The sequence below is a fragment of the Clostridioides sp. LIBA-7678 genome (genome assembly GCF_056716065.1).
In genome coordinates this window covers 3,194,164-3,215,437 of sequence record NZ_CP196987.1, presented here as the reverse complement: position 1 = coordinate 3,215,437, position 21,274 = coordinate 3,194,164, and the positions used below count along the sequence as shown (strand labels likewise).

At 28.5% G+C, this 21,274-nt stretch carries 15 protein-coding genes; 10 read left to right on the top strand and 5 right to left on the bottom strand.

From position 1 onward, the window contains the following. Positions 1–74 precede the first annotated feature (74 nt). The 9 genes from ACTG46_RS15085 (at position 75) to aspS (ending at position 12,874) form a co-directional block, all read left to right on the top strand. Positions 75–1,739, top strand: coding sequence for an ABC1 kinase family protein (locus tag ACTG46_RS15085; RefSeq protein WP_479923088.1), 1,665 nt, complete (start codon positions 75–77; stop codon positions 1,737–1,739). Between the two features lie 12 nt (positions 1,740–1,751). After that, the gene (gene recJ, locus ACTG46_RS15080) at positions 1,752–4,202 is read left to right on the top strand and encodes a single-stranded-DNA-specific exonuclease RecJ (RefSeq protein WP_479923087.1); all 2,451 of its coding nucleotides are present in this window, start codon (positions 1,752–1,754) and stop codon (positions 4,200–4,202) included. Positions 4,203–4,214: 12 nt separating this feature from the next. After that, a complete protein-coding gene (locus ACTG46_RS15075) occupies positions 4,215–4,727 on the top strand; it encodes an adenine phosphoribosyltransferase (RefSeq protein ID WP_284182274.1) in 513 nt (170 codons plus the stop codon). Positions 4,728–4,800: 73 nt separating this feature from the next. Further along, positions 4,801–7,008 carry a RelA/SpoT family protein gene (locus tag ACTG46_RS15070; RefSeq protein ID WP_054271318.1) on the top strand — a complete coding sequence of 736 codons (2,208 nt, stop codon included), beginning with the start codon at positions 4,801–4,803 and terminating at the stop codon, positions 7,006–7,008. Between the two features lie 24 nt (positions 7,009–7,032). Continuing rightward, positions 7,033–7,482 (top strand): D-aminoacyl-tRNA deacylase, encoded by a 450-nt coding sequence (gene dtd / locus ACTG46_RS15065; RefSeq protein ID WP_021385652.1) that lies wholly within the window; start codon positions 7,033–7,035, stop codon positions 7,480–7,482. Between the two features lie 14 nt (positions 7,483–7,496). Beyond that, complete coding sequence (locus tag ACTG46_RS15060; RefSeq protein WP_054271316.1) at positions 7,497–8,111, top strand: MBL fold metallo-hydrolase; 615 nt, start codon at positions 7,497–7,499, stop codon at positions 8,109–8,111. A 90-nt stretch (positions 8,112–8,201) separates the two neighbouring features. After that, complete coding sequence (locus ACTG46_RS15055) at positions 8,202–9,761, top strand: coproporphyrinogen III oxidase (protein WP_479923086.1); 1,560 nt, start codon at positions 8,202–8,204, stop codon at positions 9,759–9,761. Beyond that, positions 9,751–11,013: a histidine--tRNA ligase gene (gene hisS, locus ACTG46_RS15050; RefSeq protein ID WP_074178822.1), complete on the top strand. Its 1,263-nt coding sequence runs from the start codon at positions 9,751–9,753 to the stop codon at positions 11,011–11,013. The genes ACTG46_RS15055 and hisS overlap by 11 nt, the downstream gene beginning before the upstream one ends. Before the next feature lie 73 nt (positions 11,014–11,086). After that, positions 11,087–12,874: an aspartate--tRNA ligase gene (gene aspS, locus ACTG46_RS15045; RefSeq protein WP_054271313.1), complete on the top strand. Its 1,788-nt coding sequence runs from the start codon at positions 11,087–11,089 to the stop codon at positions 12,872–12,874. A gap of 192 nt (positions 12,875–13,066) precedes the next feature. On the opposite strand, the gene ACTG46_RS15040 is transcribed toward aspS, so the two are convergent. Further along, the gene (locus ACTG46_RS15040; RefSeq protein WP_479923085.1) at positions 13,067–13,936 is read right to left on the bottom strand and encodes a LysR family transcriptional regulator; all 870 of its coding nucleotides are present in this window, start codon (positions 13,934–13,936) and stop codon (positions 13,067–13,069) included. A 403-nt stretch (positions 13,937–14,339) separates the two neighbouring features. Between ACTG46_RS15040 and ACTG46_RS15035 the strand changes: the two genes are divergently transcribed. After that, positions 14,340–15,767 (top strand): cell wall-binding protein Cwp14, encoded by a 1,428-nt coding sequence (locus ACTG46_RS15035; protein ID WP_074178824.1) that lies wholly within the window; start codon positions 14,340–14,342, stop codon positions 15,765–15,767. Positions 15,768–15,847: 80 nt separating this feature from the next. Here ACTG46_RS15035 and ACTG46_RS15030 read toward each other — a convergent pair whose 3' ends face one another. The 4 genes from ACTG46_RS15030 to ACTG46_RS15015 form a co-directional block, all read right to left on the bottom strand. Then, positions 15,848–16,117, bottom strand: a complete 270-nt coding sequence (locus ACTG46_RS15030; RefSeq protein WP_479923084.1) for a hypothetical protein — start codon at positions 16,115–16,117, stop codon at positions 15,848–15,850. Positions 16,118–16,119: 2 nt separating this feature from the next. Further along, a complete protein-coding gene (gene nhaC / locus ACTG46_RS15025; RefSeq protein WP_479923083.1) occupies positions 16,120–17,562 on the bottom strand; it encodes a Na+/H+ antiporter NhaC in 1,443 nt (480 codons plus the stop codon). Between the two features lie 23 nt (positions 17,563–17,585). Beyond that, positions 17,586–18,752, bottom strand: a complete 1,167-nt coding sequence (locus tag ACTG46_RS15020) for a MalY/PatB family protein (RefSeq protein WP_054271307.1) — start codon at positions 18,750–18,752, stop codon at positions 17,586–17,588. A 241-nt stretch (positions 18,753–18,993) separates the two neighbouring features. Further along, positions 18,994–21,099: a sigma-54 interaction domain-containing protein gene (locus ACTG46_RS15015; RefSeq protein ID WP_223152571.1), complete on the bottom strand. Its 2,106-nt coding sequence runs from the start codon at positions 21,097–21,099 to the stop codon at positions 18,994–18,996. Positions 21,100–21,274 lie beyond the last annotated feature (175 nt).

The following is a 21,274-nucleotide window of genomic DNA, read 5'->3' as shown; positions in this document are numbered from 1 at the left end:
GGTAAAATAATGTCTTATATAAGATAAATTAAGGTGTAAGTTTTCGGGTATACCTATTTTAGGAGTGAAAATATTTGAGAATAAGTTATAGAAACTTAAAAAGATATAGAGAAATTGGATATGTTTTAATAAAGTATGGTTTTAGTTTTATTGTAGAAAGATTAAATATAGAAGGAATAGCTTATAAAATACCACTGTTTGACCCTCCAGAAGAAATAAAAAATATGACAACTGGTGAGAGAATAAAAAGAGTTTTAGAAGAGCTAGGGCCTACATATATAAAAATAGGACAGATATTAAGTACAAGAAAAGATTTATTAGACCAAGATATAATTGATGAAATATCAAAACTTAGAGATGATGTAGAGAAATTTGATTCAAATATAGCTATTGAGATATTTAAAGAAGAAGTAGGATTAAGTATAGAAGAAATATTTTTAGAGTTTAAAGAAGAACCAATTGCAGCAGCTTCGATTGGCCAAGTTTATGAGGGTGTTCTTAGAACTGGAGAAGAAGTAATTGTAAAAATTCAAAGACCAAATATAGAGAAAATAATAAAATCTGATTTAGAAATTCTTAGAACGATTGCAAATACTCTAAAGGATTTAAAAAAGGATTTTAATTTAGACTTAGTACAAATGATTGAAGAATTTCAAACTCAATTAATGAGAGAGCTTGACTATACTTTTGAAGCTATAAATGCAACTAAATTCTCTAGAATATTTAAAAATAGTGATGAGGTATATATACCTAAAATATATCCAGAATATAATACTAAGAAAATTTTAGTAATGGAGAAGGTCAATGGTACAAAATTAAGTGATGTAGAAAAAATAAATAGGTTAGGTTATAATACAAAAACTATTGTTGAAATAGGAGTAAGGTCTTTTTTTACACAAGTATTGTCTCATGGATTTTTTCATGCAGACCCACATCCAGGTAATATATTTGTAGTTGCTAAAAACAAGATAGCATATATAGATTTTGGAATGATTGGAATTATTGACAATAAAACACTGAATCAATTAAATGAAATTGCATTAGCAGGAGTGGAAAAGAATGTCGACAAGATAATATACTTGTTAATAGAAATGGATGCGTTAAATGGAGAGGCAGATATTAAAGGTCTTAGACAGGATTTACTTTATCTAATACATTATTACTATGATATTTCTATAGAAAAAATAAATGTAACAGATATATTAAATGAACTGTTTAGATTTTTTAGGCAGTATAAGATAGTCATGCCTGCACAGTTTGTGACACTTGCTAAGACTGTTATAACATTAGAAGGAACAAGTAGAACTTTAAATTCAGAGTTTTCTTTTGGTTCTATGGGAAAAGAGTTTATGAAACATCATTATAAGAGTAAATTTAATCCTAAAAATGTCGTTTTAAGTTCAAGACAAAATGTAGAAGAAATATTACTCGATATAAAAACTATTCCAAAACAGCTAAAAGCAATCTTAAAGAATGTAGAAAGAAATAATATAAAAATGCAAATTGAAGACGTAAAAATGACAAAATTAGAAAATTGCATATTAGAGTTAACGTCTCAAATATCACTAAGTTTAGTGTTAGCATCAATTATAGTGGGTTCTTCCCTTATAATTGCATCTCCAAATATAGAAAATAATATTTGGATAAAGTTTACTGCTATAGGAGGTTTCTTTATATCTTTTATAATAGGACTTTGTCTAGTTATAAGGAGTGTTAGGTCAAAATATAAAAAGGATTAGGGGGAGTTGAATTTGAAAAAATGGATATTGAAATATAAAGGTAAGATAGAGGAAAGTGAATTTAGCAAAAAAATTAATATTTCCCCGGAAATCTGCCAAATTTTAAAAAATAGAGGAATATATACTGAAAAAGATTCAGAAATATTTATGAATCCATCTTTAGATTATTTAAGGGACCCTTTCTTAATGAAAGATATGCAGAAAGCTGTTGATAGGATAAAATCAGCTATTGAAAATAACGAAAAAATTTGGATTTATGGAGATTATGATGTTGATGGTGTGTCATCTACTTCTATTTTATGTATATATTTTAAAAGTATAGGGTATCATGTGGATTACTATATCCCAAATAGATTAGAAGAAGGATATGGTATAAATGAAGAAGCTATTAAGCTTATAAGCTCTAGAGGTTGTGACCTGATTATAAGTGTTGACTGTGGGATTACATCGGTATCTGAGGTTAATATAGCGAATGATTTGGGTATAGATGTTATAATAACAGACCATCATGAATGTCAAAACGAGATTCCACCAGCTTTTGCAGTAATAAATCCAAAACAAGAAGATTGTAATTATCCATTCGATTCATTATGTGGATGTGGTGTAGCATTTAAAATGATTCAAGCATTAACTCCAAAAGAAGAATTTAAAACTAGTATGTATGATTATTTAGAAATAGTAACATTGGCAACTATTTGTGATATTGTACCACTTATAGACGAAAATAGAATAATTGTAAAAAATGGTTTAAAATCAATGAAAGAAGGCAAAAATATTGGATTAAGAGAGCTTATAAAAGTTTGTGGTGTAGAAAGTGATAAAATAGGTTCTTCTCATATAGGTTTTGCAATAGGACCTAGAATAAATGCTTCAGGTAGATTAGGATATTCTTATTTAGGTGTTGAGTTGTTTACCACTCAATCTAAAGAAGAAGCTATAGAAATAGCCAATATATTAGAAGAGAAAAATAATGAAAGACAGATGATAGAGGCTAAGATGTATCATGAAGCTGAAGAAATGTTAAAGTCTAATAGCAGATATAATGATGATAAAGTTTTAGTTTTAGCTAAAGAAGGTTGGCAACATGGAATAATAGGAATTGTAGCATCTAAGCTAACTGAAAAATACTATAAACCTACAATTCTTTTAGGCATAGAAAATGGAGAAGCTACTGGTTCAGCAAGGTCTATAAAAGGATTTAATGTATTTGAAGCTCTTGTAAAGTGTAAGGACTTAATGACTAAGTTTGGTGGTCATGAGCAAGCAGCAGGGCTATCTTTAAATTCAGATAATGTGGAAGCTTTAGCAAATGAAATAAACAAATTTGCAAATTATAATTTAACTGAAGATGATATGATAGAGAATGTGAATGTTGAATTTGAACTACAAGAAAATGTAATAAATCTAAATCTTGTAGAAGAATTACATAAGTTAGAGCCTTTTGGATTAAATAATCCAAATCCTAGATTTATAGTTAGAAATTATATTTTAAAAGATTTAAAGGTTATAGGAAAAAACCAACAACATCTAAAATTAAGTATAGAAAAAGAAAAAAGCTATGAATGTATAGGATTTAACATGAGTCATTTAAATTCATTGTATAAAGTAGGAGATAAAGTAGATGTATTGTTTCAGTTAGATGAAAATAACTATATGGGAAATAGAAAAGTACAGTTTTTACTTAAAGATATAAGATTAGCTCGACCTAAAAGTGCAAGTAGTGACAAACTTTCACTGAAATTAATGTCAAAAATAATACCAAAAGATACACAAAGCTTGTATAATATATCTGTATCTGATTTTGATTTATTCGATGGAAATACTGATATAAATATATTTGATTATTTTGAAAAAGGTACATTAATAATATCGAATTCCATAAATGGATTTTATAGAGCAGTTTCGGATATATCACTTGTAGATTTAGATTTTAAGATAAATTACAATATTATTGAAGATATTAGCAAAAATACTGATAAATTAGAGCTTATATTTTCTCCTAATATTGATAAAATAGACTTAAAAAGATATAATAATATTATTCTTTATGATTATTTATACAATAAAGGCGAATATTCGTATATATATGAGAATAAAAGAGAAGAAAGTGAAATTATAAAATATTATAATAAAACAGACCTATTATATTTAAAGAATGTAGTTAGTAATATAGTTCCATCAAGAGATGAATTTATAACAATTTATAAGCAAGCACTCACAAAAAAAGAAATTGATTTGGATATGGTAAATATAAAGGGAACTTTTAATGTAATTCCATTAAAGTTTTTTACGATATTGAATGTGTTTAGAGAATTAAATTTACTTGACTTTAATTTAAATTATGAAAAAAATTCTGTACTCATAAGAATATTGCCAAAACCACAGAAAAAATTAGATTTAAATGAGAGTTTAATACTCAATAATCTAAAAAATTTAGAAAAACAATATAATAGCAGTTATTAGGAGGCGTTTCCCATGGATTTAAAAAACTTTATAAGGAATATTGATGATTTCCCAAAACCAGGTATAGATTTTAAAGATGTTACTACTCTATTTAAAGATGGAGAGGCATTTAGATATGCAGTAGACTCTATAGTTGAAGAACTAAAAAATAAAGGTGTAGATTTAGTAATAGGGCCAGAAGCAAGAGGTTTTTTGATGGGTACACCTGTAGCGTATGCTTTAGAAGTAGGATTTGTTCCAATTAGAAAACCTGGAAAGTTACCAGGAGAAGTTGAAAGTTATGAGTATGGCTTAGAGTATGGTACGGATACTTTAGAAATACATAAAGATGCAATTAAAAAAGGTCAAAAAGTAGCAATAGTAGACGATTTATTGGCTACTGGTGGAACTATGGAAGCTGCTGCTAAGCTTGTAGAAAAATTAGGTGGAGAAGTAGTTTCTATGCAATTTTTAATTGAGCTAGAATTCTTAAATGGGAGAGAAAAATTATCTAACTATAATGTTAATTCTCTTATAAAATACTAGTACTTTTACAATAGTTGGTATAGCACCAACTATTTTCATATATATTAAAATTTTATACAAAATAGGTGGTTATATGCATGATAAAGAATTACAAGAAATAATTGAAAAAATAAAAGTTTATGCACCTAATGCAAATTTTGAGATGGTTGAAAAAGCCTATAATCTTGCAAAAAAAGCGCATGAAGGACAATATAGAAAATCTGGGGAACCATACTTTATTCATCCATTAGCAGTAGCAAATATTTTGATAGAGATGGAATTAGATATTGAAACTATAACAGCTGGTTTACTTCATGATGTTGTAGAAGATACGGAATATACCTATGAAGACATAACAAAAGAATTTGGCAAAGAAGTAGCGGATTTAGTTGATGGAGTAACAAAACTTGGTCAAATAAAATATCGTTCAAAAGAAGAAACTCAATCTGAAAACCTAAGAAAAATGTTTTTGGCAATGGCGAAAGATATAAGGGTTATACTTATAAAACTTGCTGATAGATTGCACAATATGAGAACCTTAAAATATATGCCTCCAGAGAAAGCTAAATATAAGGCAAAAGAGACACTTGAAATTTATGGAGGGATAGCTCATAGATTAGGGATTTCTAAGATAAAGTGGGAATTAGAAGACAGAGCACTGAGATTTATGGACCCAGAAGGGTATTATGATTTAGTTGATAGAGTATCAATGAAGAGAAGTCAAAGAGAAGATTATATACATGGAATTGTTGAACTTCTTAAAGATAAGTTTAAAGATTTAAGTATACCATGTGATGTATATGGTAGACCGAAGCATTTTTATAGTATTTATAGAAAGATGCAAAAAAAACACAAGACTTTTGAAGAAATTTTTGATTTAACAGCTGTAAGAATACTAGTAGATAATGTAAAGGATTGTTATGCAGTTCTTGGTATAGTTCACACATTATGGAGACCTATTCCAGGCAGATTTAAGGACTATATAGCAATGCCAAAGCCAAATCTCTACCAATCGTTGCATACTACTGTTGTAGGTCCTGATGGAGAGCCTTTAGAGATACAGATAAGGACTCATGAAATGCATAACATAGCTGAAAATGGTATCGCGGCCCATTGGAAATACAAAGAAGGTATTTCTAGTAAAGAATCAAAAGTTGAAGAGAAACTTCAGTGGTTGAGACAAATGATGGAGTGGGAAAAAGACTTGAAAGACCCACAAGAGTTTATGGATGCACTTAAAGAAGATGTATTTAATAGTCAAGTTTACGTATTTACTCCAAAAGGAGATGTAATTGAATTACCAGCAGAATCAACACCTATAGATTTTGCATATAGAGTTCATACAAATGTAGGGAATAAGTGTGTAGGAGCTAAAATTGATGGAAGAATAGTTCCTATTGATTATAAGCTTCAAAATGGTAATATTGTAGAGGTACTTACATCATCTAATTCTAATGGGCCAAGTAGAGATTGGCTTAATATAGTAAAGACACCAAATGCTAAAAGTAGAATTAGACAATTTTTCAAGAAAGAAAGAAGAGAAGAAAATGTCGACCGTGGAAATACAATATTAGAAAGAGAATTTAAGAAGCATGATATACCACAGAAAGACCCTCTTGTTGAAAAATATATGGCATTAGTTGCTAAGAAATTTAATCAGCCAAGTGTTGAGGATTTAGTTGCTACTGTAGGTTATGGTGGTATAATGTCATCTCAAGTTGTATCTAAAGTAAAAGACTTATATTTAAAAGAAGTTAAAAAAGTTAAAAAAGAACAACAAATACAAGAAGAAGATTTAAATAAACACAATATAAGTGAAACAGAATACAGTAAAAAGAGAAAGAAAAACGCATCACAAGGAATTATAGTAAAAGGGCTTGATAATATCTTAGTAAGATTTGCTAAGTGTTGTAATCCTCTTCCAGGAGATGAAATTGTAGGATATATTACTAAGGGTAGGGGAGTAGCTATACACAGAGCTGATTGCCCAAATGCAAACAATAATGGGGATTTCTTCCAAAATAGATTGGTAGAAGTTTCATGGAGTTCAGCAGGCAAAGGTAAGTTTGAAGCAGAGATTCAAATAAAGGCTGTTGACAGAAGAGGAATTGTTAATGAAATAACTCATATTGTTGCAATGGATAAACTTAGTTTAAATGGAATAAATGCAAGAAAAGGTAAAGATAGCATTGTAAGTATAAACTTACTTGTAGAAGTTAATGACACAGAGGAATTAAAAATTCTAATGAAAAAATTAAAAGCAATTCCTGGTGTAGAAAGTATTTATAGAATGACAAATTAGAGTTAAAATAATAGGGAGGAAACTATGAGAGCAGTAGTACAAAGAGTATCTTCATCTAAAGTTACAGTAGATGAAAACACTATAGGTCAAATAAATAAAGGGTTACTAGTATTATTAGGAGTGACTCATGATGATAAATCAAGTGATGTAGATTATATGATTGACAAAATATTGAATCTGAGAATTTTTGAAGATGAAGATGATAAAATGAATTTATCTCTAATGGATATAGGTGGAGAGCTTTTAGTAGTATCTCAATTTACTTTATATGGAGATTGTAGAAAAGGAAGAAGACCTGGATTTAGTAATGCGGCCAAACCAGAACTTGCAAATAATCTGTATGAAGAGTTTATAAAAAAAGCAAAAGATAAAGGTGTAACAGTTGGTACAGGTCAATTTGCGGCTCATATGATGGTAGAATTAACTAATGATGGTCCAGTAACAATACTATTAGACTCAAGTAAATCTTTTTAAGGGGGAAAACTTTAATGGTTATAAAAAAATTTGTAGATAGTTATTTTGGAGTAAATACTTATGTATTAGGTGATGAAAAAACTAAAAAATGTGCAGTTATAGACCCAGGTGGAAGTTTAGTAGATACTCTAAGTTTTGTAAAAGAAAATGAATTAAATATCGAATATATAATTCTTACTCATGGACATGGAGACCATATAGGATATGTTAAAGATATTAAAGATAAAACTGGTGCTAAGGTAGTTGCACATATTGATGAAAAAGAATTATTAAATGATAAAAATAAAAATCTAAGTTATACAATGAGATGTGGAGCACAAGAGTTTGATGCAGATATATATGTAAATGATAAAGACAAGCTTGAACTTGGTGAATTAAAAATGACTTTCTTACACACTCCAGGACACACACAAGGGTGTATGTGTATAAGAGTTGAAGATGAATTGTTTACAGGAGATACTTTATTTGCTGGAAGTATTGGTAGAACTGATTTGTATAGTGGAGATTTTCATCAAATGGAAAAATCGCTTAAGAAATTATGTAAATATGAAGATGCTGTTAGAGTATATCCTGGTCATGGACCAGCTAGTACTCTAGGGGTTGAGAAGAAGACAAATCCTTATATGTAATTTTATATTAGTATTAAATAATGTATCAAATATTTAATAACTGTATTAGAGATGGGGTTCTTCTACTGTTAAATAGAAGGAGTTAAGTTGATGTTATATGTTTTTTTAAAAGGACATGATTATAAGTATGAAGTAGCAGAACTTATAAAATTGTTTACTAATGAATTTAAATTTAATGACTCTGATAAATGTGGTAATAACATGGAGTCAATGTATTTAATAAATAGGTTGATTTATGAAAATGGAGTCTTGTTTTCAAGTACTGAGTATTATGAAGATGAAAACTTGAAGTATGAATCAATACAAAATATAGAAAATATAAATCTTGAATTTTTAAATGGATTTGATAATAGCAAATCAATTGAAGAGTTTTTGAATAAGTTAGATAATGAAAGTAAGAGAAACTTTAAAAAACTATGTAAAGAAAGCATCAAAAAAAGCATGTTTATAGTGCTTAAGCAAATATTTAATTCTTATGTTCCATGGGGAATTTTGACTGGTATTAGACCAGTCAAAATTGTCCACAATCTAATGGATAAAAACCTAGATGGTAATAGCATAAGAACCATTCTAAAAGATAATTATTTTATAATAGATGAGAAAATAGATTTAGCTCTTGAAATAGCCAAAAGAGAGCGAGTATTTATGTATCCTATAGATAAAAATAAAATTTCTCTTTATGTAAGTATTCCATTTTGTCCAACTAGATGTGTATATTGTTCATTTCCTTCAAACTCATTAAAGCAATTTGGGCATTTGAAAAGAGAATATGTTTATAAATTGATTGAAGAAATCAAGGGATTTGCCAAGCTTATTAAGGATACTAATAAAGAAATTGAAACTTTATATATTGGTGGGGGAACTCCTACTACATTGGATGAGGAAGAGTTAGATTTGCTTATAAATTCATTGTTTAGTGAATTAGATTTAACTAAAATCAAGGAATTCACTGTAGAAGCGGGTAGACCAGATACCATTACAGAGCAAAAATTAAAAGTATTAAAAAAACACAATGTAAGTAGAATTAGCATAAATCCTCAGACTATGAATGATGAGACTTTAGTTAAAATTGGAAGAGAACACAAGGTTTCTGACTTAGTAGACTGCTTTAATATGGCTCGTAGAATGGGATTTGATAATATAAACATGGATATAATTTTAGGTCTTATAGATGAGGACTTAAATATGGTAAGGAATACATTGGAAGAAATAAAAAAACTTTCTCCTGAAAGTCTTACAGTTCACACATTAGCTATAAAGAGAGCATCTAACTTGAATATAAATATGGATATGTATAAAGAACACCTAACACAGTATGAAGAAATGGTAAAAATGATAGATTTATCAATGAAGTATGCAAAAGATATGGGATTAAACCCATATTATATGTACAGACAAAAACATATGTTAGGCAATTTAGAAAATATAGGTTATGCTAAAGAAGGATATGAGTGCATTTACAATATACAAATTATGGAGGAAAAGCAAAGTAACTATGCATTAGGTGCAGGTGCTATATCAAAATTTGTTTATGTAGATGAAGATAGAATTGAAAGAGTAGAAAATGTAAAAAACGTTGAACAATACATTGCAAGAGTAGATGAAATGATAAAAAGGAAGAAAGAAGAGGTATATAAAAATGTTGACTAAAGCTCCTAGAGGAACTAAAGACATAACTCCAAAAGAGGCTTATAAATGGAGTTATGTAGAAAATAAATTTAGAGAAATATGTGCTTTATATGGATATGAAGAAATGGTAACACCTATATTTGAACATACAGAACTTTTTAAAAGAAGTGTTGGAGATACTACAGATATAGTTCAAAAAGAAATGTATTCTTTTAAAGATAAAGGAGACAGAGAAATTACATTAAAGCCAGAGGGAACAGCAGGTGTAGTAAGGGCATTTATAGAAAATAAATTGTATGCAGATACTCAGCCAACTAAGTTATTTTATGTTACACCTTGTTTTAGATACGAAAGACCTCAAGCTGGAAGACAAAGACAATTTCATCAATTTGGTATAGAAGCACTTGGAAGTGACACTCCTTCAATGGATGCTGAAATAATAGCATTAGCTGTTCAATTTTTTAATGAAGTTGGGCTAAAGGATTTAATAGTAAGCATAAATTCAGTTGGTTGTCCAGTTTGTAGAAAAGAATACAATGCTTTATTAAAAGAATATCTTGATTCAAAAGCAGATGTATTATGCGAAACTTGTAATGAAAGAAGAGAAAAAAATCCAATGAGGGTTATAGATTGCAAAAATCCTACATGTAAGGAAAATATTAAGGATATACCATTTATTGCAGACCATTTATGTGATGATTGCAAGACTCACTTTGCGAAATTACAAGAATATTTAAATGAAATGGATATAAACTTTGTAGTTGATAAAACAATAGTTAGAGGACTAGACTATTACAGAAAAACTGCCTTTGAAATTATATCTAATGATATAGGAGCGCAAAGTACTGTATGTGGTGGAGGTAGATATGATGGTCTTGTTGAGCAACTAGGAGGACCAAAAGGTATAAGTGGGATTGGATTTGGATTAGGAATTGAAAGACTTTTACTTACACTTGAAAACAATGGTATTGAAATAGAAAATCCACAGTCTACAGACATATTTATAGTAACAATAGGAGAAGAAGCAAATACAAAAAGCTTTAACCTATTAAAAGAATTGAGAAAAAATCATATAAGTGCAGATAAAGACCATATAGAGAGAAGTGTCAAAGCACAATTTAAATATTCAGATAAGATAAATTCTAAATTTACAATAGTAATTGGCGATGATGAGCTTAAAAATGATACTGCAACATTAAAAAATATGAAAACATCAGAGCAAATTACTGTAAAATTAAGTACATTAGTTGAAGAATTAAAACAAAAGCTGTAAAATAAGAAAGTATGATGTTTTGCATATTAGATAATAATATAGCATTAAAATTAAATAAAATGGAGGTAGTATCTTGGAAACTTTAAAGGGTCTAAAGAGAACTCACTACTGTGGAGAGTTGAGAGAAAAGAACATAAATGAAGAAGTTGTACTTATGGGATGGGTACAGAAAAAAAGAAACTTAGGTGGTCTTGTATTTGTTGATTTAAGAGATACAAGTGGATTATGTCAAATAGTTTTTGATACAGATGTAGATAAAGAAGCTTTTGAAAAAGCTGAAAAATTAGGAGCTGAATTTGTAATAGCTGCAAAAGGAAAAGTATGCGAAAGACAATCTAAAAATCCTAATATGCCAACTGGAGATATAGAAATATTTGCCACTGAACTTAGAATCTTAAACAAGTCAGAAACTCCACCTATTTATATAAAAGATGATGATGATGTTTCAGAAGCATTAAGATTAAAATATAGATACTTAGATTTAAGAAAAGCATCTATGCAAAGAAACTTAAAATTAAGACATAAAGTAATGAATATTACAAGAAATTACTTATCGAATAATAGATTTTGCGAAATAGAAACACCATTTTTAATTGCACCAACTCCAGAAGGAGCAAGAGATTACCTTGTACCAAGTAGAGTTAATCCAGGTAAATTTTATGCATTACCACAATCACCACAATTATATAAACAGTTATTAATGGTAAGTGGTATGGATAGATATTTCCAAATAGTTAAATGTTTTAGAGATGAAGATTTAAGAGCAGATAGACAGCCAGAGTTTACACAAATAGACTGTGAAATGTCTTTTGTTGAGCAAGAAGATGTTATGAATATGATTGAAGGATTGCTTGAAGCTATATTTAAAGAAGTTTTAGATGTAGAATTAACACTTCCACTTCCTAAGATGACTTATGCAGAAGCTATGTCTAGATATGGTTCAGATAAGCCAGATACTAGATTTGGATATGAATTAACAGATATATCTGATGTTGTTTGTAACTGTGGGTTCAAAGTGTTTGCGGATGCTACACAGCCAGGAAAAAGTGTTAGAGGTATAAATGTAAAGGGTAAAGCTGATGATTTTACTAGAAAGCAAATATCATCATTAGAGGAACATGCTAAAACATATAGAGCAAAAGGTCTTGCTTGGATGAAAGTAGGACAAGAAGGAGTAACTTCTCCAATAGCAAAATTCTTTAATGAAGAAGAAATGAATGCTATACTTACAAGAATGAATGCTGAAGCAGGAGATTTGCTTTTATTTGTAGCTGATAAAAACTCAGTAGTATTTGATGCTTTAGGACAAGTTAGACTTGAAGTAGCTAATAGACTTAACATGTTAGATAAAAATGTATATAATCTATTATGGGTAACTGAATTCCCTGTTTTTGAAGAAGATGAAGAAACAGGAAAATTCTCAGCAATGCATCACCCATTTACATCACCTATGGATGAAGACTTAGACAAGTTAGAAGAAGGTGATAAAGCATCTTTAAGAGCTAAAGCTTATGACATCGTATTGAATGGTTATGAGATAGGTGGAGGAAGTGTTAGAATATCAAATTCTGATGTACAATCAAAAATGTTTAAAGCACTTGGTTTTACAGAAGAAAGAGCTAATGAGAAGTTTGGATACTTATTAGAAGCATTTAAATATGGAACTCCTCCTCATGCTGGTTTAGCTTTTGGTCTTGATAGACTTGTTATGTTACTTGCAGGAGCTGACAATATAAGAGAGGTTATTGCATTCCCTAAAAATCAAAATGCTGTTTGTCCTATGACAAATGCTCCAACATTAGCAGAAGATGAGCAATTAGAAGAATTAAGTATAAAAGTTGATATAAAAGACAACGAATAATATATAGTTATAAGAAATTAAAATGTAAAAAGTCTGGATATAAAGCATATTTATATTCAGACTTTTTTAGTTAATCTATTTTTTCTTTTTTATCTATTAAGGTTATCTTTATCTTTGGTCTTTTAGCCATATTTTTATACATCCCCCTTGTATTTTTATTTAATATAAAAAGACTATAATTATAGCTTTTATTTAAAGATTTTTAAAATAGTTAATAAGAAAGTCTTTAAATAATAACACAGCTTTAGATGTGTAATTTTCATTAAACCATGATAGATTTAAGTATCTTTTAAATTCAATATCTTTTATATGTAATAGTTTAATTTCTGGGTCTTTAGATAATCCCCATGATTTTCCACATATAAATCCAACACCTTGAAGTGATTTTATGAGTGCATAGATTGTATATGGTGAATCGCATTCAAAGGCTATTTTTGGTTTAAAATTAGCAGATTCACATAGTATATCTATTATTTCTCTATAGTTCTCACCCTTAGTTATAACTATGAAGTTTTCATCAGAAACTTCACTTAGGTAGACTTCATCTTTTAAAGATAAGTTGTGGTTAATTGAAATACCTAGTAATATCTCTTCACAAGTTAAGGTTATATTATTTTCTGAATTTATTTTTGTAAATGAAGAAGATATATACAAATCAAAATCACTTTTCTTGTAAGAAGATGGCAGAGTATGTGAGACATTAAAAGTAATGTTAGGATATAGTTTTCTAAAATTACTTAAAAGTGAAGGTAGTACATTAGCTGCTGCAGTAGCTAATATTTTTACTTCTCCTGAGTTCTCTAAAGAAGTATCTTGTAATTCCTTTTTTGACATTTCTACCAAATCTAAAATACTATCCACTCTTTTTAAAAATAATTTTCCATATTCATTTAATACAATATATCTTCCTTTTCTATCAAACAACTTGACTCCAAGTTCTCTTTCTAAAGAAGATATGGTCTTACTTAAAGCTGGTTGTGCTATATTTAGTTTTTGTGATGCTTTTGTTATGTGTTCCATTCTAGCAACTGTTTGAAAGTACTTAAGATGCAATAAATCCATAATATAAAATACACCTCTTTTAATATGACTTGAGTTATATCAATTTGATAATTAACTATATATTATACATTATAATATAAAGCTTGTATAATAAACTATAGTATATCAAAAAGTTAATCACATAGTTAATTATGTATTATACATAATCTAATTAAAAAAAATGAGTCCAATATATAATTAATTAAAGAAATAATGCTGAAAATTTTAATTATATAAAAATATATCTGAGAAATAAATTGTATATCAAGCAAGGTAAAAAATTATTATAGAAGTTAAGATATACTAAAAATAAAATTTTATTTATATTATTTAATATCTTAGAGTAATGATATTAGCTAAATTATTATGTTATACTATTTTAAATAGGAAAAATTTAGATACTATAATTTTAGGGGGAGTTAAGATGAAATTAACTAAATCAATATCATCCGTATTGTGTTTATCTCTAGTTTTAAGCTTATCACCAGTGTCACATGCAAATGAAATAAGTAGAACAACATTGGAAAATACTTTAGTAGGTCAGGATAGATACCAAACTGCTATTGAAGTAAGTAAAAAAGGATGGAGTAGTGCAAATGAGGCTGTAGTTGTAAATAGTGAATCTATTGTAGATGCATTGTCTGTAACACCATTTGCAAAATTAAAAAATGCTCCTATACTATTGACAGAAAAAAACAATCTAAATTCACAAACTGAGAAAGAATTAAAGAGATTAGGAGTTAAAAAAGTTTATATAATTGGACTATCTAGTTCTGTATCAAATGATGTACAAAAACAGTTAGAATCTAATAATCTAACTACTGATAGAGTTGGTGGTAGTGATAGATATCAAACAGCCTTGAGTATAGCTAAAAAGATAGAGGAATTAAAAGATATATCAGAAATAGCTATAGTAAATGGATATACAGGTCTTGCTGATGCAGTTAGTATAGCTTCTGTAGCTGCGACTAATGGAATGGTTATACTTCCAGTGTCTGATTCATCTGGAATATCTAGCTTTAAAGATTTTATAGAATCTAAGAATATAAGTAAATCATACATAATAGGCTCTACTAATGCTGTATCAGATAAAATAAAACAAAGCTTACCTAATTCTGAAAGAATAGGTGGAGCAGATAGAAATGAAACTAATGGTAAAGTAATAGAAAAGTTTTATACATCCAATAAATTAAATAATGTATTTGTAGCCAAAGATGGAATGAAAAAGCAAAATCAACTTATAGATGCTCTAGCAGTAGGAGTGCTGGCATCAAAAGAAGATTCTCCTGTACTTATAGTAGGGGAACAATTAAGTACAACACAAAAGAGTGTATTTTCAAATAAAAGTGCTACCTCTATAACTCAAGTTGGTAGTGGAGGGAATGAGAGTGCATTTAAAGAATTAAAAGAGTTACAAACAAATAGTACTAATAAGAAAGTAATGTATGTAACTAATACAGATAAGGTGAATATAAGAAGTGATGCTACAATAGAAGCTTCTGTTATAGGATATTTAAATAATGGTGATGAAGTAGAAGTTTTAGAAGTATTAAAAACAGGATGGGTAAAAATAAAATACAATGAAGATATTGGGTATGTTAGTGGGTCTTATCTGACAAATAATAAGCCTGATAGTAGTAATGAAAATGTAAAAATAAAGTATGTAAAAGAAAAAGACGGTCTTAATGTTAGAAAAGGACCAAGTACAGAAGATGAAAAAATAGGACATCTTTCATATGGAAGTAAAGTGGAAACAATAGAAATGTTTGCTACAGGATGGGTAAAAATAAAATATAGTGGTGGATATGGTTATGTAAGTAATGATTATTTATCTGATACACCAGTTATTTAATTATAAATAATAGTAAAAGAAACTGCTTTAATATATGAAGCAGTTTCTTTTTTATAAAATTTTAAGCTTTGTGGTTATTTCTATTTGGATACCTTAATTCTAGGATTAATTATTATGGATATTGCTATCATACAAATACTTAAAATCCAGTGAATAATTCCAAACTTAGATATCAATAAATTCAATCCTGCTATAGTAAATAAACAATATTTAATTAGAATTAAAAGCGAATTTATAGAAATACCTTTTATTGAAAGTATTCTAAATCCTAGGAAAGACATTCTAAGCCCTACAAATACCAATAATATACCTGTAATATCTTGAATTAAGTAATAGTATTCAAAGTTCATACTTAATCAACTCTTCTCTGGGCAATGTCAAATATCTCTAACTCTTCAATTTCATCATCTGTATATGTAAGCATAGTAAAGCCAGTTACACCATAAATAAATGAAATTATAGGAGTAATCCAACTTAAGAAACAGTATGGTATAAATTCTAGTGGACTTACACCAAGAGTTTGGGCACAGAAAACAGCATTTGAATTCCAAGGTATTAATGGTCCACCAAGTGTGGCTGTATCTTCTATAATTCTAGATAGATTCTGTGGTTTTAATCTAAACTCTTTGTATATTGGTGACATTAAAGTTCCAACAAATACTGAAGTAAACATCATTGATGAGCTAAATGCATTTGCAAAGTAACTTACTATAAAGGTAGACCCAACCAATTTAGTTCTAGATTTTCCTATTTTAGTTATCATAGGCTGAAGTAGTACCTCTAAGAAACCAGTTTTTTGGAGAATACCAGCAATAACAAAAACTACAAAGACTAGTAAAACGGTTTCAGCCATGCTCATGATTCCCCCACGATTTAATAGCTTGTCAGCATAGGCAAATCCAGTATCGATAGTAAAACCTGATAGCATATAATTTAAAATATCGCCTATTTTTTCTCCTTCTTGAAATACAGCTATGATAAGCCCCATTATAGCTGAACTTAATATAGATATAATAGGAGGTTTTTGTAACAATAGAAGTAATAATAAAAACATTATTGGAATCATTGCTACTAAACCAATATGAAAGTTTGAATTTAATACATCTTTAATTTGGTTTATTTGAATATAGTCAATAGTGTTATTTGAATATTTTAAGCCAATTACTGTATATAGAACTATACATATTACGTATGCAGGTCCTGTTGTGTAAACCATGTGTTTCATATGTGTAATCACATCTGTCTTACAAACTGCTGCAGCTAAGTTTGTAGAATCTGATAGGGGAGACATCTTATCTCCAAAGAAAGCGCCAGAAATGACTGCACCAGCTGTTAAACCAAGAGGAATACCCATGCTAGTACCAATACTCATCATTGCTATACCAGAAGTTCCAAGAGTTCCCCAAGATGTACCTGTAGCAACAGAAGTAAGTGAACAGACTATTAATGTTGTAAGTAAAAAATATTTGGGTGTTATTATTGTTAGACCGCTATACACTACTGTTGGTATCGTACCAGCAGCTATCCAAGCTGCTATTAGTACGCCAACAGAAAGTATAATTAAATTTGATTGAAAGGCATCCTTACCAACCTCAAATCCGAAAGCCTCTATTTCATCATTAGTGTAACCAAGCTTCATAGCAGCAGGAACTACTATAAGCCATGAAAGTAAAAACATTATAGTTATAGAGGCATTAAATACAACTATACCAATTGATGTTAAAGCTATTATTGCAAGCATTACTAACAAGGAATATCTAAATGAAGGTCTTTTTCTTTCTGTATCTATTTTCATAGTGCAAATTCTCCTTAAATATTTTAGTTGATTGCATTTTTTATTCTTATAAGAGCTTCTTCAAGCATACTTTTTGGACACGCTAAGTTTATCCTTTGATACCCTTTTCCTCCAATGCCAAAACTATTTCCTTGATTTAAGGCAATCTTACCTTTTTTAACAAGTATACTTTCTAGTTCATCATCACTCAATCCAAGTTCACTAAAGTCTACCCATAATAAATAAGTTCCCTCTGGTTTTCTAACTTTAAGTTTTGGCATATTTTCATTTATATATTTTATAGCAAAATCTATATTGGATTCTAAATATTCCAAGAATGATTCTAACCAAGGTTCACCATTATTATATGAGGCCTCTGTTGCAACTAAGCTGAAGCAGTTATTTCTTTTTATATCAATTCTAGTGAAGGCATTATCTAACAACTTATAGTCTTTTTCATCAGGTAGTATCACATAAGATGATTGAAGACCAGCTATATTAAAAGTTTTAGTTGGAGCCATACAAGTAATTGTATTTTTTTCATATTCTTTAGAAATAGATGCCATAGGGATATGTTTATGTTTTTTTAATATAATATCACTATGTATTTCATCAGATATTACTTTTACATTATGTTTAAGGCAAATGTCTCCTAGTTTTTTTAATTCTTCTTTTGTCCATACTCTACCAACTGGATTATGAGGATTGCAAAGTATAAACAATTTTACATCTTTAATCTTGCTTTCAATGTCTTCATAATTCATTACATAATTTCCATCTTCTAGTTTTTGTAATGGGCTTATAACCAGTTCTCTATTATTATTTTTCACAACGCTATTAAAAGGACTATAAACTGGTTCTTGTATCATTATTTTGTCGTTTTCTTTTGTAAGTTCGTTTATTAAAAGACTTATAGCTGGTATAACACCTGGGCTATAAACTAACCATTCACTTTTAATTTTCCAGTTATGTCTTCTATCTAGCCAATTTACTATCGATTCATTGTAAGAATCTGTTCTTGTTGTGTAACCATAAATCTCTTGCTCTAGTCGATTTTTTAAAGCATCAATTATACAAGGGGCAGCTTTAAAATCCATGTCAGCTACCCACATAGGAAGTAAATCATTGGTTCCATATTTTTTATCCATTTCTGACCATTTAGACGAAAAATTATTACTTCTATCAACAACTTCATTAAAATTATAATTCATTATAAAAACCTCCAGTAATTTTAAAATTTATGTTAATAATATTAAGCAAACAACATGCCAAGATGGATAATAAAAAGTAATTAACAATAAGTTAATATTTGATATTAAGTAATTTCAAAGTATAGAGCAATTAAAAATATTAATTATATTTAGAACTTTGTGGAAAAGCTTATTTCGAATAAAGTTTCATATGTATGAAAATATAAATAAATGGGGTTAAGCGGTTTAACAGTTTAACTTATTAGACCTGTTTATATTTTTTTATAAATTCAACCCCTTTTGATGTTATAACTGAACCACCACGACCAACAAGTATGTCTACAAGTCCAAAGTCTTGTAATTCTAGAAGTATATTTCTAATCTGTTGTTCTGTCAGAAATCTATTTTCATTTAAAGCTATTTTGTACAGACTTTTTCTGCCAATTCTTTCTTTTAAATCATAAGCCTTCTTTAAATTGTCCAATATGAATAGGTATTCCTCTAAAGGTCTTTTAAAGTTATAATCATGTTTTATTAAGTTTTTGTCTTTGTTAATGTTTAATTGATATTTTACTGTTTTATCTGTTACTTTGTTACAGACAGTCCTACTATAATTTGAATCTATAGTATCCAATATATATTCAGGTAAGTCACAAATTTCTATAACATCTTTTCCTAAGTAGCAGAAGTATTCTCCTAAATTTCTTAATTCCCTTACATTTCCTTCCCATTTATACACTTTAAAGATTTCTTTTACTTCTTCACTTAGAATAAAATTACATGGAATATCATACTTTAGAGAATTGAAAATCTCAAATATATCAGTAGGTCTTTCTCTAAGAGGGTGTATTTTAAGAGGAAGAACGTTTAATCTAAAGTATAAATCTCTTCTAAACATGTCTTTAGATACAAGTTCTTTTAAATTTCTATTAGTAGCTGCAATTATTCTTACATCAATATCAATGACATTGTTTGAACCAATACGCCTTACTTGTTTTTCTTGTATAACTCTAAGTAATTTAGATTGAGAATTTAAATCCATTTCTCCAATTTCATCCAAAAATATAGTTCCATTGTTAGCTAATTCAAATAAACCAATCTTTCCACCTTTTTTAGCACCAGTAAAAGCACCTTCATCATAGCCAAATAGTTCGCTTTGTAATAAATTTTCTTGAAAAGTACTACAATTTACTGCTACGAAAGGACCATCTTTTCTTCTAGAGGCGCTGTGAATAGATTGAGCAAATAATTCCTTGCCAGTACCACTTTCACCAATTATTAAAATAGAGGAGTTTGATTGAGCCATGCTATTGGCAATTTTTTTTGTATTAATGGTTTGTATACTAGAGCCTAATATATCATCAAATGTATATTTACTGACATTACCTGAATTGACTAATTGTGCTCTTAACTTGGCTTGCTTTTTTTCTAGCTGAGAGAATTTGGTCATTTTCAATATAAATCCATCAAATACATTTAATTGTATATGTTTAATCTCTAAATTTATATCTACATGATTTATTTTAATTAATTTTTCATAAAATGGAGCTTTATTGGTTAATATGTTTTGAAAATTTATTTCTCTTATACAATCACCAATAAATTCATAAATCATTTCATTTGCATTTATAGATAAAATTTTTCTAGCCATATGATTGTAAAATTGAATTATCCCATCATTATTGGTGCATATAATTCCATCATCAATTATAGATAATAATAAATCAAATTGCCTTTCAAATTTATTTGCATCTAATAGTAACTCACCTGTACTATAGCTTGTAGGTATTATTTTCTCTACATATTTTTTTATTAAGTCATCTTTTATTAGATGTTTTAGTTTAGTTTTTGTAGCAATTTCAACTATACAACTTAAATCTATTATTCTATATTTCAAGTCTATAACTTCACAATTTTTAACTTTAGGTAAGATTTTTTCGCCAGGAGTTAGTATTATAGCATCTGTAGGAGTAAATTCTATCTCTGGATAACAAGGTAGGATATTGATATTGTCTATTCCTAGTCTATGTATTAAAGATATTGTCTCTATTGCCATATCCTTACTTAGATTATATACATAAATAATTTTATCTTTTTCTAATCTTGATATCATATCTATACTGTTCTTTTCAAATGTTAACTTAGGTACAATAATTTGAGCATCATGATGGGATAATTTTGCTATTTCATCATATTTTAAATAAGCAGACAATAGTATCAGACTTTCTTTAAAAAATCTTAAATTTCCTTCTTCAAATGAGTATAAATTTATTTTTATATTGTTACCTAAAAATTGTCTTATTTGGTCTTCATAAATTTCTCCAGCATCTTTTTTTAAACTTACAATAGCTAATTCCATTTGTTTCATTTTAACCTCTCATACAAATTTGACTTATTTTAGATTATATAACAATTAAACTAGATATAAATAATTTTGTTTAATTGTTATTATAAATTTATTATAGATTATATATGGAAGTAAAAGAAATCGCTAAAATTATTCCTTTTATTTTTGTTTTTTGTATCTATTTGGTATAATAGTA

What these genes read in the sequence shown, in the direction of transcription:
- ACTG46_RS15075 (WP_284182274.1), top strand. Translation starts at nt 4,215, where the DNA reads ATGGATTTAAAAAACTTTATAAGGAATATTGATGATTTCCCAAAACCA.
- ACTG46_RS15070 (WP_054271318.1), top strand. Translation starts at nt 4,801, where the DNA reads ATGCATGATAAAGAATTACAAGAAATAATTGAAAAAATAAAAGTTTAT.
- dtd (WP_021385652.1), top strand. Translation starts at nt 7,033, where the DNA reads ATGAGAGCAGTAGTACAAAGAGTATCTTCATCTAAAGTTACAGTAGAT.
- ACTG46_RS15060 (WP_054271316.1), top strand. Translation starts at nt 7,497, where the DNA reads ATGGTTATAAAAAAATTTGTAGATAGTTATTTTGGAGTAAATACTTAT.
- ACTG46_RS15055 (WP_479923086.1), top strand. Translation starts at nt 8,202, where the DNA reads ATGTTATATGTTTTTTTAAAAGGACATGATTATAAGTATGAAGTAGCA.
- hisS (WP_074178822.1), top strand. Translation starts at nt 9,751, where the DNA reads ATGTTGACTAAAGCTCCTAGAGGAACTAAAGACATAACTCCAAAAGAG.
- ACTG46_RS15040 (WP_479923085.1), bottom strand. Translation starts at nt 13,936, where the DNA reads ATGGATTTATTGCATCTTAAGTACTTTCAAACAGTTGCTAGAATGGAA.
- ACTG46_RS15035 (WP_074178824.1), top strand. Translation starts at nt 14,340, where the DNA reads ATGAAATTAACTAAATCAATATCATCCGTATTGTGTTTATCTCTAGTT.
- ACTG46_RS15030 (WP_479923084.1), bottom strand. Translation starts at nt 16,117, where the DNA reads ATGAACTTTGAATACTATTACTTAATTCAAGATATTACAGGTATATTA.
- nhaC (WP_479923083.1), bottom strand. Translation starts at nt 17,562, where the DNA reads ATGAAAATAGATACAGAAAGAAAAAGACCTTCATTTAGATATTCCTTG.
- ACTG46_RS15020 (WP_054271307.1), bottom strand. Translation starts at nt 18,752, where the DNA reads ATGAATTATAATTTTAATGAAGTTGTTGATAGAAGTAATAATTTTTCG.
- ACTG46_RS15015 (WP_223152571.1), bottom strand. Translation starts at nt 21,099, where the DNA reads ATGAAACAAATGGAATTAGCTATTGTAAGTTTAAAAAAAGATGCTGGA.